Origin of the sequence: Luteimonas sp. TWI662 (assembly GCF_039673825.1) — a bacterium.
Taxonomy (GTDB): Bacteria; Pseudomonadota; Gammaproteobacteria; order Xanthomonadales; family Xanthomonadaceae; genus Luteimonas.
Map to the genome: position 1 here is coordinate 1 of NZ_JBDJMI010000005.1, position 14,843 is coordinate 14,843.

Sequence of the window (14,843 nt, forward strand, 5' to 3'; positions counted from 1 at the left end):
TTTCTGGGGCGGCCCCCCGCCCCCCACCCCCCCGCCACCCCCGGGGCTCCGAGTCCCCGGCCGCGAGACAAATGCGCCCGCCCCCCCCGGTTCTGCCGGTTTGCAGCGTCTGCCGGCCGGTCAGCGCCGCGGGCGCAGCAGCACCAGCACCGCGCCGGTGCCGCCCTGGGCGCCGGGCGCGCTGTGGAATGCGAGCACATCGCCGCGCTGGCGCAGCAGGCGATCGACCAGGTTCTTGATGACCGGCGCGTCGGGCGAGGAGTTCATGCCCTTGCCGTGCACGATGCGCACGCAACCCACGCCGGCATCGATCGCGTCGCGCAGGAATAGCCGCAGCAGCGCGGTCGCCTGGGCGGCATCGGCATGGTGCAGATCGAGTTCTTCCTGGGCCGCGTACTCGCCGCGGCCGAGCCGGCGCAGCACCCGGGCGGGAACATCGTCGCGACGGTACTGCATCGCATCGCCGCCCTGCAGCAGCGGGCCGTCGAGCAACTGCCGGAACTCGCTGCGCGCCTCCTCGTCGTCGCGCTCGGCCATGCGCGTGGCCGGGCGCGGGCGGGGCGCCTGCGGCGGCGGCGGGGCGCTGGGCAGTTCGCGTACCGCGCCAATGGCGGCGCGGAACAGCGCGGCATCGTCGTCGTCGGGCGCGTCGTGATTGCGGCTCATGGCATCAGCGTAGCGCGGACGCCGGTCGTGCGCAGGATCGCGCGTCCGCGCAAGCTGGGGCGCGTGGGACGCATCCGCTATCATGTCCGCTTCGCCAACCGCAGGGGGCTTTCGGAAACGTTCATGCGCGTACTGGTCAGCAACGACGATGGCGTCGACGCACCGGGCATCCGGATCCTCGCCCAGGGGCTGCGCGATGCAGGACACGAGGTGCTGATCGTTGCCCCCGATCGCGACCGCTCCGGGGCCAGCAACTCGCTCACACTCGACCTGCCGTTGCGCGTGGTGCAGATCGATGAGACGACCTGGCGGGTCCATGGCACGCCGACCGACTGCGTGCACGTGGCGATGACCGGCCTGCTCGAGCGCGAACCCGACATCGTCGTGTCGGGCATCAACAACACCGCCAATCTCGGCGATGATGTCATCTATTCGGGCACCGTCGCTGCGGCGATGGAGGGGCGCTTCTGCGGCTTGCCTGCGGTCGCGATGTCGTTGGTCACGGCCAATCACGACGGCCGCCATTACCAAACCGCCGCGCGCGCGGCGGTCGAGATCGTCGCCCGGCTCAAGGCCGATCCGCTGCCGGCCGACACGATCCTCAACGTCAACGTGCCCGATGTCGCCTGGGACGCGCTCGCCGGCTTCGAGGTCACGCGGCTGGGCAATCGCCACCGTGCCGAAGGCTGCACGCCGATCGTCGACCCGCGCGGGCGGACATTCTGGTGGATCGGCGCTGCCGGCCCCGAACAGGACGCCGGCCCCGGCACCGATTTCCACGCCGTGCGCACGCGGCATATCTCGATCAGCCCGATCCATGTCGATCTCACCCGATACCAGGCGCTCGAGCATGTCGCCAGCTGGGTCGGCGGACTGGAGGCCGGGCTCCGGGCGACGCAGGCATGATGGCGCGCTTGCGGCTGCAACCCGAGGCGTTGGGCGTGGGCATGACCTCGCAGCGCGTGCGCGACCGCCTGATCGAGCGACTGCGCGATGGCGCGCATCCGGGCGGCGGAATTTCCGATGAGCGCGTGCTCAACGCGATCCGTACCGTGCCCCGGCACCTGTTCGTCGATGAGGCGCTGGCGACCCGCGCCTACGAGGACACCGCGCTGCCGATCGGCCATGGCCAGACAATCTCCCAGCCCTGGGTGGTCGCGCGCATGACCGAGGCGCTGCTGGCCAACGGCATGCCGCGCAAGGTGCTCGAAGTGGGCACCGGCTCGGGCTACCAGGCGACGATCCTCGCCGCGCTGGGCATCGAGGTGCACACGGTCGAACGCATCGGCGAGCTGCTGCGCGTGGCGCGCAAGCGCTTCCGCTCGCTCGGCCTCAACGTTCGCAGCAAGCACGACGACGGCCGCATCGGCTGGCCGGAGAACGGCCCGTTCGACGGCATCGTGGTCACTGCTGCAGGCCCTGCGCTGGTCGATGCGCTGACCGCGCAGCTCGCCGACGGCGGCACGCTGGTCGCGCCGGTCGGCGCGGCGGGTGCGCAGCGGCTGTTGGTGCTGCACAAGCAGGCCGACGGTCGACTCGTGCAGCAGGATGTGGCAGCGGTGGCGTTCGTGCCGTTGCTTTCGGGGTATATCGACTGATGCGCCTGTTCGAAGCGCTCTACGAGCGCGTGCTGTCCTGGTCCCGGCATCGTCATGCGCCGCGTTACCTCACTGCGATGAGCGCGGCCGAATCGGTGGTGTTCCCGATCCCGCCCGACGTGATGCTCGCGCCGATGGCGCTGGCCCAGCCCCGGAATTGGTGGCGTTACGCGTTGCTGTGCACCCTCGGGTCGGTGATCGGTGGCCTCTTGGGCTACGTCATCGGTCACTACGCGCTCGATCTGGTCTGGCCATGGATCGTGCGCATGGGCTGGCAGCCTGCTTTCGAGCAGGTGCAGGCGCTGTTCCTGCGGCACGGTTTCGTCTTCGTTTTCCTCGCCGCCTTCACGCCGATTCCGTACAAGGTGTTCACGATCGCGTCGGGTTCGCTCGGTGTCGGGCTGTTACCGTTCATCGCCGGCTCGTTGGTCGGGCGCGGCGCGCGGTTCTTCCTTGTGGCCGGACTGATGGCCTGGGGCGGCCCGCGCGTGGAGCCGATCCTGCGGCGCTACATCGAGTGGCTGGGCTGGCTGATGGTCGGCCTGGTCGCGGTCGGACTGGTCTGGATGGAGTTTCGCCGATGAGGATCGTGGTACTGGTGTTGACGGCCCTGTTGCTCGTCGGTTGCGGCAGCAGCCGGGTGGTCCGGGAGGGTGGGGCGACGCGCGTCTCGACGCCCAAGCCCGGTCAGAGCGTGGTGGTGCAGCGTGGCGACACGCTCTACCGCATCGCGTCGGGCAATGGCATCAGCGTGCTGGACCTGGCGACCTGGAACAGCATCCCGCCGCCGTACACCATCTATCCCGGCCAGCGGTTGCGTCTGTATCCGGGCGGGCGCGGCACGGCCACCGCGGCGTCGTCCGGAGGCGGACGGCAGCCGGTCCGGCCGACGCAGTCGGCGCCGCAGCCGCCCGCGCCACCGCCGGCACGCAGCCCGTTCCAATGGCAGTGGCCGACCGACGGGCAGTTGATCGCGCGCTATGTCGCCAACGAACCCACCAAGCAGGGCATCGATATCGCCGGCACCGGCGGGCAACCGGTCCGTGCGTCCGCCGACGGCGTGGTGGTGTATTCGGGTTCGGGCCTGGTTGGCTACGGCGAGCTGATCATCGTCAAGCACGATGAGCAATGGCTGTCGGCCTATGGCCACAACCGCACCCGCCGGGTCAACGAGGGCGAGCGCGTCCGTGCCGGCCAGCAGATCGCCGAGATGGGCCGCAGCGGCGCGGCGCGCGACATGCTGCATTTCGAGATTCGCTACAACGGCAAGCCGGTCGATCCGCTGTCGTACCTCCCGGCTCGGTGAGCCGGCGTACGTAAGGGGGCAGGCGTGAAGGCGTGAGGCGTCGATGTCAGCGGTGAGTCGCTGACGTCAATCAGCGATCACCACGCGCCGCCGTCCAACACGAACGCCGCCACCACCCGCCGGCCTTCGCCGGCCAGCACGTTGAACGTACGCGCCGCGGCCGCATTGGTCATCGCTTCCAGGCCGACGCCGCGCGACAGGCAGGCGGCCATTGTCGCCGCCGGCGGGAAGGCCTGCGTGGCGCCGGTCCCCAGCAGGATCACTTCCGGCTCGAGCGCCAGGACCGGGGCGAGGGCGTCGAGATCGAGCGTGCGCACCGAGGTGGCCGGCCAGTCCTCGACCAGCGCGCGCGGCGCGACGATGAAACTGCGGGTCAGCAGGCGATCGTTGACCCGCGCACTGGTGCCGTCGGCGCCGCGCAGGACGTAATCGAAATCGGGCGTTTCGAGGCTGAGCTGCATCGGCGCGAACCGGCTGCTCAGGCCCGCGGCAGCACGATCTGGCGGCGGTCGCGGCTCTGCCGGTAGAGCACGGCGACGTGGCCGATGCGCTGGACCAGCGCGCTGGCGGTGCGCTCGGCCAGTTCTGCGGTCATCGCGTCGCGGGCCTCGCGGTCGGCCGCCCCGACCTTCACTTTGATCAGTTCGTGATGCTCGAGCGCGGCATCGATCTCGGCGACCAGCGCATCGGTGATGCCCTTGCCGCCCACCTGCAGCATGGCCTTGATGCCATGGGCCTGGCCGCGCAGAAAACGGGTCTGGGCAGCGGTCAGGACGTTACTCATGGATGAACCGGTCGCAGGAATGAAAACGGCCCGCAGGATATCATGGCCGTTCGCGTCCTCCGTTCAGCCCGACGAGCCGGCAATGGCCTCCCGCAGCAAAAGCAGCCAGCGCTGGCTGAAGGAACACTTCTCCGACCCCTACGTGAAGAAAGCGCAGGCCGAGGGCCTGCGCTCGCGTGCGGCCTACAAGCTCGAGGAACTGGTCGAGCGCAGCCGGCTGCTGAAGCCAGGCATGGTGGTCGTCGACCTGGGAGCCGCGCCCGGTGGCTGGTCGCAGTGGGTCCGGCAGGCCTTGGGCGACAGCGGACGGGTGATCGCGCTCGACATCCTGGAGATGCCGTCGCTGGCCGGAGTCGAGTTCCTGCACGGCGATTTTCGTGAGGATTCGGTGCTGGCCGCGCTCGAGGCTGCGCTCGGCGGCCAGCAGGTGGACCTTGTGTTGTCGGACATGGCCCCCAACAAGAGCGGTATCGACGCTGTCGACCAGCCACGGGCGATGCACCTGGCCGAGCTGGCGATGGCGTTCGCCGACGACCACCTGCGCACCGGTGGCACCTTCCTCATCAAGCTGTTCCAAGGCACCGATTTCGACGCCTACGTGAAGGACCTGCGGCAGCGGTACGAGAAGCTCTCGATCCGCAAGCCGGCTGCTTCCCGGCAGCGCTCGCCGGAGGTCTACGCCCTGGCCCAGGGCAAGCGGCCGCGCTGAGCGGACGCCGCTCCGGGCCTCGGGACCATGAACGGCGGCACCACATGGCCGTAGTACCATCGGCCGGCGTGGCGACGGTTTTCTCGCTCCACCTAATGAAGAGTCGAACAATCACATGAACGATCTGGTCAAGAATCTGTTGCTCTGGGTGGTGGTCGCCATCGTGCTGATGGTGGTCTTCCAGAGCTTCAGCCCCCGCACCGGCGCCGCCGGCGGCCAGGACGTCCAGTACTCGCAGTTCATGGAGCAGGTCCGCCGCGATCAGATCGGTTCGGTGAAGATCGCCGAGGACGAGCGCACCATCACGTTCAAGACCAAGGGCGGGCAGACGGGCACGGTGATCGCACCGCGGCGCGACGACCGCATGATCGACGACCTGATGAACCACAACGTCGCGATCGACCAGGCACCGCCGTCGAGCGGCATCTCGCTGGGGTACATCCTGATCCAGCTGTTGCCGGTCGCGCTGATCATCGGCTTCTGGTTCTTCATGATGCGGCAGATGCAACAGGGCGGCGGCAAGGGCGCGATGTCCTTCGGCAAATCGCGCGCCAAGTTGCTGAGCGAGGAGCAGACCAAGGTCACCTTCGCCGACGTCGCCGGTTGCGACGAGGCCAAGGAGGAAGTGTCCGAACTCGTCGAGTTCCTGCGCGATCCGTCCAAGTTCCAGAAGCTCGGCGGCAAGATTCCGCGCGGCGTGCTGATGGTCGGCCCGCCGGGCACCGGCAAGACGCTGCTCGCCAAGGCGATCGCCGGCGAAGCCAAGGTGCCGTTCTTCTCGATCTCCGGTTCGGACTTCGTCGAGATGTTCGTCGGCGTCGGTGCCTCGCGCGTGCGCGACATGTTCGAGCAGGCCAAGAAGCAGGCGCCGTGCATCATCTTCATCGACGAGATCGACGCGGTCGGCCGCCATCGCGGCGCCGGCCTGGGGGGCGGTCACGACGAGCGCGAGCAGACCCTCAACCAGTTGCTGGTCGAGATGGACGGCTTCGAGGGCGGCGAGGGCGTGATCGTGGTCGCCGCGACCAACCGGCCCGACGTGCTCGACCCGGCGCTGCTGCGTCCGGGCCGCTTCGACCGCCAGGTCGTGGTGGGCCTGCCCGACGTCAAGGGCCGCGAGCAGATCCTCAAGGTCCACATGCGCAAGGTCCCGCTGGACGAGGACGTGCAGCCGCTGGTCGTGGCCCGCGGCACGCCGGGCTTCTCCGGCGCGGACCTGGCCAACCTGGTGAACGAGGCGGCGCTGTTCGCCGCGCGCGAGAACGCCAAGGAGGTCCGCATGGACCACTTCGATCGCGCGCGCGACAAGATCCTGATGGGCGCCGAGCGCCGCTCGATGGCAATGAGCGAGGACGAGAAGAAGCTCACCGCCTACCATGAGGCCGGCCACGCGATCGTCGGTCGCCTGGTGCCCGAGCACGACCCGGTCTACAAGGTCACGATCATCCCGCGCGGTCGCGCGCTGGGCGTGACCATGTACCTGCCCGAGGGCGACAAGTACTCGATGAACCGCGTGGCGATCGAGTCCCAGCTGTGCTCGCTCTACGGCGGGCGCGTGGCCGAGGAACTGATCTTCGGCGAGGACAAGGTCACCACCGGGGCCTCGAACGACATCGAACGCGCGACCAAGATTGCCCGCAACATGGTCACCAAGTGGGGCCTGTCGGACGTCATGGGGCCGATCGCCTACGGTGAAGAGGACGATGAGGTGTTCCTGGGCCGTTCGGTCACCCAGCACAAGAGCGTCTCCGACGACACCGCGCGTAAGATCGACGAGGTGGTGCGCGAGATCCTGGATCGTGCCTATTCCCGCACCCGCGAGATCCTGACCGGCAACATCGACAAGCTGCACGCGATGTCCAAGCTGCTGCTCGAGTACGAAACGATCGACGTGCCGCAGATCGACGCGATCATGGAAGGCCGCGATCCGCCGCCGCCGATGGGCTGGGGCAAGGCCAACCCGCCCGGCGGTGGGAGCGACGACGGCGACACGGGCGGCAAGCGCCCGCTGCAGCCGATCGGCGGCGCTGCCGAGCAGGCCTGACGCAGGATGTGATGATCCGCAGAACGGGATGCGTCCTGGGTGAGCGGTGATTGGACAGCGGCGCCGGAGACGGCGCCGTTGTCGTTTGCGCGTCCGTCAGGCGGCTGCCGGGCACGTCGCGCCGACTCACGATGCCCGCGCCGCGTATACGATGGGCCCGACAGCCGCCAGCCGCGGCGCCGTTTCGCGCTTGCGGCCCCCCCCGCTCGAATGACCGATCACCATCACACGCCCATGTTCGACACCGCTCCCCAGCTCGATTGCAATGGCCGCGTCCTGCGGCTCGACCGCCCGCGGGTCATGGGCATCGTCAACGTCACGCCCGATTCGTTTTCCGACGGCGGCACGTACGCGACTGCCGAGGCCGCGATCGCGCACGGGCTGCGGCTGGCCGAGGCGGGCGCCGACGTGCTCGACGTCGGTGGCGAGTCGACCCGGCCCGGCGCCGATGACGTGCCGGTCGACGAGGAACTGCGGCGGGTGCTGCCGGTCGTCGAGGCGCTGGTCGCGCAGACCGGGCTGCCGGTCAGCATCGACACCTCCAAGCCCGAGGTCATGCGCGCCGCGGTCGCGGCCGGTGCGGGCCTGATCAACGATGTCTACGGGCTGCGCCGCGAGGGTGCACTCGAGACTGCCGCCGCGCTCGGCGTGCCGGTCGTGCTGATGCACATGCTCGGCGAGCCGCGCGGCATGCAGGATGCGCCCGAATACGACGACGTGGTCGCCGACGTGCACCGGTTCCTGGCCGAGCGCATGTTCGCTGCCGAGATGGCGGGCATCGAGCGCCGTCGGATCGTCGTCGACCCGGGCTTTGGCTTCGGCAAGACCACCGCGCACAATCTCGCGTTGCTGGCGCAGCTCGCGCGCCTGGGCGAGCTCGGCGTCCCGGTGCTGGCTGGCCTGTCGCGCAAGCGCAGCATCGGCGAGTTGACCGGGCGCGAGGTGGCGGCCGAGCGCGTCGCCGGTTCGGTCGCAGCCCACCTGATCGCCGCCCAGAACGGCGCTCGGCTGCTGCGCGTGCACGATGTGGCGGCCACCGTCGACGCGCTGCAGGTCTGGCGCGCGGTGGCGGCGGTGCCGCGTCCCCGTGCCGCGTCGGCGGCGCCGGCGATCCAGTGGCCCGACGATGCGTAGCGCGCGGCGCGCGCTCACGACCACGGGCGATCGCGGTTAAGCTTCCGTCCCTGTCGCCGCCGCCCGCGGCAGGGGAGCCCGCATGACTGTCACGCCGCTGTACGTCACATTCGCCGCCTATCTGTTGCTGATGGTCGGGATCGGCCTGTGGGCTTGGTACCGCACGCGGACCTTCGACGACTACATCCTCGGCGGCCGGTCGCTGGGCAGCTATGTGACTGCATTGTCGGCCGGCGCCTCCGACATGAGCGGCTGGTTGCTGATGGGCCTGCCGGGGGCGCTGTACCTGACCGGCGTCTCTGAGGCCTGGATCGCCATCGGGCTGACGATCGGCGCCTGGTTCAACTGGCGCTATGTTGCCGGGCCACTGAGGCTCTACACCGAGCGCACCCATAACGCGCTGACGTTGCCGGACTACTTCACCCATCGTTTCGACGACCGCCGCAAGCTGCTGCGCGTCCTTGCTGCGCTGGTGATTCTTGTGTTTTTCGCGGTCTACTGCGCCTCGGGCATCGTGGCGGGCGCGCGGCTATTCGAAAGTGTCTTCGGCATTCCTTATGCGCAGGCGCTCTGGTGGGGGGCGGCCGCGACGATTGTGTACACGCTGATCGGCGGCTTTCTGGCGGTGAGCTGGACCGATATGGTGCAGGCGACGCTGATGATCTTCGCCTTGTTGCTGGTGCCGACCATCGTCGTCGTCGCCAACGGGGGGATCGGGCCGAGTCTGGCATTGGTGGAGCAGGTCGATCCGACCCGGCTGGAATGGGTGGGCGCCGGAGGCCTGGTGGCCGTGGTGTCGGCGCTCGCCTGGGGCTTTGGCTACTTCGGTCAGCCCCACATCCTGGCTCGCTTCATGGCCGCCGAGAACGTGGCCACGATTCCCCGCGCGCGCCGCATCGCGATGACCTGGATGATCCTGTGTCTGGTGGGTGCGATATCGACCGGGTTCTTCGGAGTGGCGTATTTCTCGGCCAATCCCGGCCTGGCCGGCCCGGTCGATGACAATCCCGAACGTGTGTTCATCGTTCTGGCCGAGTTGCTGTTCAATCCCTGGATCGCTGGCGTGCTGTTGTCGGCGATTCTGGCTGCGGTGATGAGTACGCTCTCGTGCCAATTGCTGGTGTGTTCGAGCGCGCTGACCGAAGATTTCTATCGCGGTTTCCTGCGGCCGGACGCAGGGCACCGCGAGCTGGTTTGGGTGGGCAGGCTCATGGTCGCGGCGATTGCATTGCTGGCAATCTGGATCGCACGCGATCCCGACAGCCGTGTGCTCGGATTGGTGGCCTACGCTTGGGCCGGCTTCGGCGCGGCGTTCGGGCCCGTCGTGCTCCTGTCGCTGTTCTGGCAGCGCATGACCCGCAATGGCGCGATCGCTGGCATGCTCGCCGGCGCATCGACCGTCGTGCTCTGGAAGCTGACGGGCAGCGCGCTCTACGAGATGGTGCCTGGCGTGATCGTCTCGACCGTGGCGATCGTCGTCTTCAGCGTGCTGGGCAGGGCGCCGCCGCAGCACGTCCAGGACACGCATGAGCAGGTGCGGATGGCGCTGAAGGAAAGCGGCTACTGAGCTGCTGGACGCGATCGCCGTGGTCGACCCGCCGGCTGGACGAGAAGAACGACATGAGAGATCGCGCATGACCGACGCGCGACCACCCGCGATCGCGCTGATGGGCCCGACCGCGTCGGGCAAGTCCGCGCTGGCGCTGGCCCTGGCCGAGCGCTTCGGTGGGGAGATCGTCAGCGTCGATTCGGCGCTGGTCTACCGCGGCCTGGAGATCGGCGCGGCCAAGCCCGATGCCGCCGAGCGCGCCCGTGTCGCGCATCACATGCTCGACCTGCGCGATCCGTGGCAGACCTACTCGGCGGCCGAATTCGCCGACGATGGGCGCCGCGCGATCGACGCCATCCTCGTGCGTGGGCGGCTGCCGATCCTCGTCGGCGGTACCGGGCTGTACTTCGCCGCCCTGCTCGAAGGCCTGTCGCCGATGCCGGCGGCCGATCCGGCGGTGCGGGCGGAGATTGCGGCGCAAGCCGCCGCACTCGGCTGGCCGGCACTGCACGCCCAGCTTGCGGCGGTCGACCCGGACGCCGCGGCGCGGATCGGCCCGGGCGATCCACAGCGTATCCAGCGGGCGCTCGAGGTGCATCGCCTGAGCGGCGTGCCGATCAGCGAATGGCAGCGCCGCCCGCCCGAGGTGCCGCCGCTGCCTGTGCGCGTGCTGCAACTGGCGATCGCGCCGCGCGAGCGCGCCGAGTTGCATGCGCGGATCGCCGCGCGCTTCGACGCGATGGTCGCGGCCGGCTTCCTCGACGAAGTGCGTGCACTGCGCGCCTTGCCGCAGTTGCGCGCGCATCCGGCGCCGCTGGAACTGCCGGCGATCCGTGCGGTCGGCTACCGCCAGGCCTGGGAGCACCTCGATGGGCTGGGCGATGCGGCATGGATGCGCGAGCGCGCGATCGCTGCGACCCGGCAACTGGCCAAGCGCCAGTTCACCTGGCTGCGCGGACGCAGTCAGGTGCGCTGGTTCGACCCGGCGCGCGAACGTGCCGCGCTCGATGCCGCCGTGGAACAGGCACTGGCTGCGCATCCCGGGGCGCCGGCAGTCGGCGGCTGAGCGTCTGGTTCGGCCGCGCGGGCCGCTCGAGACGAACCGTCCCGTACGCGTGAGGCGAGGGTTGTGTAACATCGGCGGGTCGCGTCACGGGGAGTGGCGTCGACGGGCCAGCGCCCGACAACAATAACCAAGCTGGGGAACACGATGTCCAAGGGACAGTCCTTGCAGGATCCTTTCCTGAACGCACTGCGCCGTGAGCGCGTACCGGTCTCGATTTACCTCGTCAACGGCATCAAACTGCAGGGCACGATCGAGTCGTTCGACCAGTTCGTGGTGTTGCTGCGCAACACCGTGAGCCAGATGGTCTACAAGCATGCGATCTCGACCGTGGTGCCGGCGCGCAATGTGCGCATGGCGTCCGGTGGCGGTGTCGTCGAGTCTGCCAACGGGGCAGGCGATGATCCCGCCGAACAGCCCGAATGACCCCAGAGGCCTGACCCCGCTTGTTTGAACGCTCCCGCAAGGGTGAAAACGCGCTGCTGATCCAGCCCCACGCGCACGGTCCGGCCGACGAAGGCGTGCTCGAGGAATTTTCCGAGCTCGCACGGTCGGCCGGTGCCCATGTCGCGATGGTGATCCCTGCGCGCATCGACCGCCCCAATGCCGCCACGCTGATCGGCAGCGGCAAGCTGGAGGAGGTCAAGGCCGCCGCCGAGGCCAGCGGCGCCGACCTGATCCTGGTCAATCACCGTCTCTCGCCTGGACAGGAGCGCAACCTCGAGCGTGCGCTCGAACGGCGCGTGGTCGACCGTACCGGGCTGATTCTCGACATCTTCGCCCAGCGCGCGCGCAGCCATGAAGGCAAGCTGCAGGTCGAGCTGGCGCAGCTGCGGCACATGGCCACGCGCCTGGTGCGCGGCTGGACCCACCTGGAGCGCCAGCGCGGTGGTTCGATTGGCCTGCGTGGGCCCGGCGAGACCCAGCTCGAGACCGACCGCCGCTTGCTGCAGAAGCGGGTCGAGCAGTTGCAGGCCAGACTGGGCAAGGTCGAGGTGCAGCGCACGCAGATGCGCCGTGCACGCGTGCGCAGCGAACTGCCGCGCGTCGCCCTGGTCGGCTACACCAACGCCGGCAAGTCGACGCTGTTCAACACGCTCAGCGGCGCGGATGCCTACGCGGCCGACCAGCTGTTCGCGACCCTGGACCCGACCGTGCGCCGGGTCGATCTGTCGGGCGGGGCGATCGTGCTCGCCGACACCGTCGGCTTCGTCCGCGACTTGCCGCACGAGCTGGTCGCCGCGTTCCGCTCCACGCTGAGCGAAGCGCGCGAGGCCGACCTGCTGCTGCATGTCATCGACGCCGCCGATCCATTGCGCAACGAGCGCATCGCCCAGGTCGACGCGGTGCTCGGCGAGATCGGCGCCGGTGAGCTGCCGCAGTTGCTGGTGTTCAACAAGATCGACCGTATCGAGGGCGCCGCGCCGCGCTACGACATGGATCCGGCCGCGCTCGCCGACGATGCGGTACGCGAGGCGGTGTGGATGTCCGCGCGCGATGGGCTCGGCCTGGATCTGTTGTCGCAGGCGCTGGCGCGTCGGCTGGGGATACGGCGGATCGTCGGCAGCTTGGCGCTGCCGCCCGAGGCCGGCCGGTTGCGCGCACGCCTGCATGCGCTCGAGGCGGTGCGCGAGGAAGCGGTCGAGGAGGCCGGCGGCTGGCGGCTTGAGATCGACCTGGCGCATGCCGACGCCGCGCGTCTGGCGGCACAGCCCGAAGGTGCTCCGTTGCGCGCGCTCTTGCCTGTCGACGACCCCGACACCATCTGATCCCTAGGGTGCGGGCGTGGGCGCGCCGGCGCCGGCGCACCGATCACGTCCGTTCCCCGATCTTCCCCCGCGTTTCCCCGACATCGACGACCGTGTTGCCTGCTGCCGCCGTGGCGTTCGCAGACCGGGAGCCGGTTAGACTATGCAATCCCCGCGCCGTCGCCGACGCAGGCTGCGCGCCCGAAACTGGAGCAGGCATGGCCTGGAACATTCCCGGCAAGAACAAGGACAACGAAACCCCGGACCGTCGTGGATCCGGCGGTGGCGACCGCAATCCCTGGCCACCGCGCCGCAATGGCGGTCGGCGTGGTCGCGGCGGTGGCGGTGCGTTTGACGGCCTGATCGACCAGTTGCGCGGCCTGTTCGGCGGCGGCGGTGGCGGCAACCCGCTGCGCTGGATTGCCGTCGCGCTGGTCGTCGTGCTGCTGCTCAACTGCTTCGTGCTGATCGGCGAACAGCAGCGCGGCGTCGTGCTGCGTTTCGGCCAGGCTGCGCGCGTCATGGGCCCGGGTCCGAACTTCAAGCTGCCCTGGCCGATCGAGCGCGTGACCAAGGTCGATGCGACGACGGTGCAGTCCTACAGCAACACCGTGCCGGTGCTGACCCGCGACGAGAACATCGTCGTGGTCTCGTTCAACGTGCAGTACCGGGTCGGCGATCCGATCAAGTACCTCTACGGGACCCGCAACGCGCGCGAGATGCTCGAGCAGACCGCGGTCAGCGCGGTACGCGAGCAGATCGGCCGTGCCAACCTCGACGCCGCGCTCAACGCCCGTGGCCCGTTGTCGACCGCTGCGCAGGAATCGCTGCAGGCCTCGCTCAACAGCTACCAGACCGGTCTGGCGGTCACCGAACTCAACCTGCAGGACGCGCGTCCGCCCGAAGAGGTCAAGCCGGCCTTCGACGAGGTCAACAGCGCCCAGCAGATGAACGAACAGCTGGTCAAGGAAGCCGGGGCCTACGCCGCCAAGATCGTGCCCGAGGCACGCGGTGAGGCCGCGCGCATCCGGGCGCAGGCCGAGGGTTACAAGACCGCCGAGATCGCCCGCGCCACCGGTGATGCGACCCGCTTCTCGTTGCTGGTCGACGAGTACGCCAAGGTGCCCGAGGTCACCCGCAAGCGCCTGTGGCTGGATACCGTGCAGCAGGTGCTCGCCAAGAACCGCACCGTGGTCGGCGGCGATGGCCGCCAGTTGATCTACGTGCCGATGGCCGGGGGTGGGGCGTCGTCGCAGCCGGCGCCGTCCCTGGTTCCGCCCGAGGTGCTGTCGCCGACCGTCGAGGCCACCCGCGAGGCCGCCCAGGCGCCCGCGCGGTCCTCGCAGTTGCCGCGCCCGCCGCGCGATGGAGGCTCCCGATGAGACTGAACTTCGTCATTCCGCTGCTGATCGTCGTACTGCTGGGCCTGATGGGCTCGGTATTCGTGGTCCGTGAAGGCCAGGTCGCCCTGGTGCTCAACCTCGGCCGTGTGGCCCGTACTGATATCGGCCCAGGCCTGCACTTCAAGATCCCGCTGATCGAGTCGGCGCGGATCTTCGACCGTCGCTTCAACGCCAGCGCGTTCTCGCCCGAGCGCTCGCTGACCTCCGAGCGCAAGGACGTCAGCGTCGACTTCGTCGCGATCGTCACCATCAGCGACGCCGCCGCGTTCTATCGCGCCACCCAGGGCCGGGAGGACGATGCCAGCCTGCGTCTGGAGCCGATCATCAAGAACTCGCTGCGCAACGAGATCAACGCCAACACGCTGACCGAGCTGGTCTCGGGCAACCGGGCGCAGTTCGTCGACCGCCAGCTGCCGGGCATCAACGAGGCCGCCAAGTCGCTGGGCATGCAGATCGTCGATATCCGCCTCAAGCAGATCGACCTGCCCACCGACAGTCAGGTCATCGTGCAGGTCTACGACCGCATGCGCGCCGAGCGCCGCGAGGTCGCCACCCGGCTGCGTGCCGAGGGCGAGGAGCAGGCGCGCGCGATCCGTGGCCAGGCCGACCGCGAGCAGACGGTGCTGCTGGCCGAGGCCGAGCGCGATGCGCAGAAGCTGCGAGGTGAGGGCGATGCCGAGGCGACCCGCATCTACGGCGAGGCCGCCAGCCGCGATCCGGGGTTCTATGCGTTCCAGCGCAGCCTGGAGTCGTACCGCAAGGCGTTCGAGAAGGGCGACAGCGTGATCGTGCTCGAGCGCAACGACCCGTTCCTGCAGTACCTGCGCAGCGACCGCTGA

Annotated in this window: 16 protein-coding genes; 13 read left to right on the top strand and 3 right to left on the bottom strand. The window is 69.2% G+C overall.

Annotated features, from left to right (window positions below):
• Positions 1-120: 120 nt before the first annotated feature.
• Positions 121-666: a Smr/MutS family protein gene (locus ABE488_RS05375; RefSeq protein ID WP_346442177.1), complete on the bottom strand. Its 546-nt coding sequence runs from the start codon at positions 664-666 to the stop codon at positions 121-123.
• 123 nt (positions 667-789) lie between these two features.
• Here ABE488_RS05375 and surE point away from each other — a divergent pair, with 123 nt between their 5' ends.
• Genes surE through ABE488_RS05395 form a run of 4 tightly spaced genes read left to right on the top strand, consistent with a single transcriptional unit; the run spans position 790 to position 3,570 of the window.
• A complete protein-coding gene (gene surE, locus ABE488_RS05380; protein WP_346447408.1) occupies positions 790-1,572 on the top strand; it encodes a 5'/3'-nucleotidase SurE in 783 nt (260 codons plus the stop codon).
• Entirely contained in the window at positions 1,569-2,264 is a 696-nt protein-coding gene (locus ABE488_RS05385; protein WP_346442175.1) for a protein-L-isoaspartate(D-aspartate) O-methyltransferase, read from the top strand. The genes surE and ABE488_RS05385 overlap by 4 nt, the downstream gene beginning before the upstream one ends.
• Complete coding sequence (locus ABE488_RS05390) at positions 2,264-2,848, top strand: YqaA family protein (RefSeq protein ID WP_346442174.1); 585 nt, start codon at positions 2,264-2,266, stop codon at positions 2,846-2,848. Before ABE488_RS05385 ends, ABE488_RS05390 begins: the two co-directional genes overlap by 1 nt.
• Positions 2,845-3,570: a peptidoglycan DD-metalloendopeptidase family protein gene (locus ABE488_RS05395; RefSeq protein ID WP_346442173.1), complete on the top strand. Its 726-nt coding sequence runs from the start codon at positions 2,845-2,847 to the stop codon at positions 3,568-3,570. The genes ABE488_RS05390 and ABE488_RS05395 overlap by 4 nt, the downstream gene beginning before the upstream one ends.
• A gap of 77 nt (positions 3,571-3,647) precedes the next feature.
• Here the strand turns inward: ABE488_RS05395 and ABE488_RS05400 are convergent, their stop codons facing one another.
• Positions 3,648-4,031: an Mth938-like domain-containing protein gene (locus ABE488_RS05400; protein ID WP_346447409.1), complete on the bottom strand. Its 384-nt coding sequence runs from the start codon at positions 4,029-4,031 to the stop codon at positions 3,648-3,650.
• A gap of 17 nt (positions 4,032-4,048) precedes the next feature.
• A complete protein-coding gene (gene yhbY / locus ABE488_RS05405; RefSeq protein ID WP_346442171.1) occupies positions 4,049-4,354 on the bottom strand; it encodes a ribosome assembly RNA-binding protein YhbY in 306 nt (101 codons plus the stop codon).
• Between the two features lie 82 nt (positions 4,355-4,436).
• Here yhbY and rlmE point away from each other — a divergent pair, with 82 nt between their 5' ends.
• The 9 genes from rlmE (at position 4,437) to hflC (ending at position 14,843) form a co-directional block, all read left to right on the top strand.
• Entirely contained in the window at positions 4,437-5,063 is a 627-nt protein-coding gene (gene rlmE, locus ABE488_RS05410; RefSeq protein ID WP_346442240.1) for a 23S rRNA (uridine(2552)-2'-O)-methyltransferase RlmE, read from the top strand.
• Between the two features lie 115 nt (positions 5,064-5,178).
• The gene (gene ftsH / locus ABE488_RS05415) at positions 5,179-7,107 is read left to right on the top strand and encodes an ATP-dependent zinc metalloprotease FtsH (protein ID WP_346442170.1); all 1,929 of its coding nucleotides are present in this window, start codon (positions 5,179-5,181) and stop codon (positions 7,105-7,107) included.
• 234 nt (positions 7,108-7,341) lie between these two features.
• The gene (gene folP, locus ABE488_RS05420; RefSeq protein ID WP_346447410.1) at positions 7,342-8,241 is read left to right on the top strand and encodes a dihydropteroate synthase; all 900 of its coding nucleotides are present in this window, start codon (positions 7,342-7,344) and stop codon (positions 8,239-8,241) included.
• Positions 8,242-8,323: 82 nt separating this feature from the next.
• Entirely contained in the window at positions 8,324-9,808 is a 1,485-nt protein-coding gene (gene putP / locus ABE488_RS05425; RefSeq protein ID WP_346442168.1) for a sodium/proline symporter PutP, read from the top strand.
• Between the two features lie 67 nt (positions 9,809-9,875).
• Positions 9,876-10,856, top strand: coding sequence for a tRNA (adenosine(37)-N6)-dimethylallyltransferase MiaA (miaA, locus tag ABE488_RS05430; RefSeq protein WP_346447411.1), 981 nt, complete (start codon positions 9,876-9,878; stop codon positions 10,854-10,856).
• A gap of 144 nt (positions 10,857-11,000) precedes the next feature.
• On the top strand, positions 11,001-11,279 hold the full coding sequence (gene hfq, locus ABE488_RS05435) for an RNA chaperone Hfq (RefSeq protein WP_346442166.1): 279 nt from the start codon (positions 11,001-11,003) through the stop codon (positions 11,277-11,279).
• A gap of 20 nt (positions 11,280-11,299) precedes the next feature.
• Positions 11,300-12,622, top strand: a complete 1,323-nt coding sequence (gene hflX / locus ABE488_RS05440; RefSeq protein ID WP_346447412.1) for a ribosome rescue GTPase HflX — start codon at positions 11,300-11,302, stop codon at positions 12,620-12,622.
• 197 nt (positions 12,623-12,819) lie between these two features.
• A complete protein-coding gene (gene hflK / locus ABE488_RS05445; protein ID WP_346442164.1) occupies positions 12,820-13,983 on the top strand; it encodes an FtsH protease activity modulator HflK in 1,164 nt (387 codons plus the stop codon).
• Positions 13,980-14,843 (top strand): protease modulator HflC, encoded by an 864-nt coding sequence (gene hflC, locus ABE488_RS05450; RefSeq protein ID WP_346442163.1) that lies wholly within the window; start codon positions 13,980-13,982, stop codon positions 14,841-14,843. The genes hflK and hflC overlap by 4 nt, the downstream gene beginning before the upstream one ends.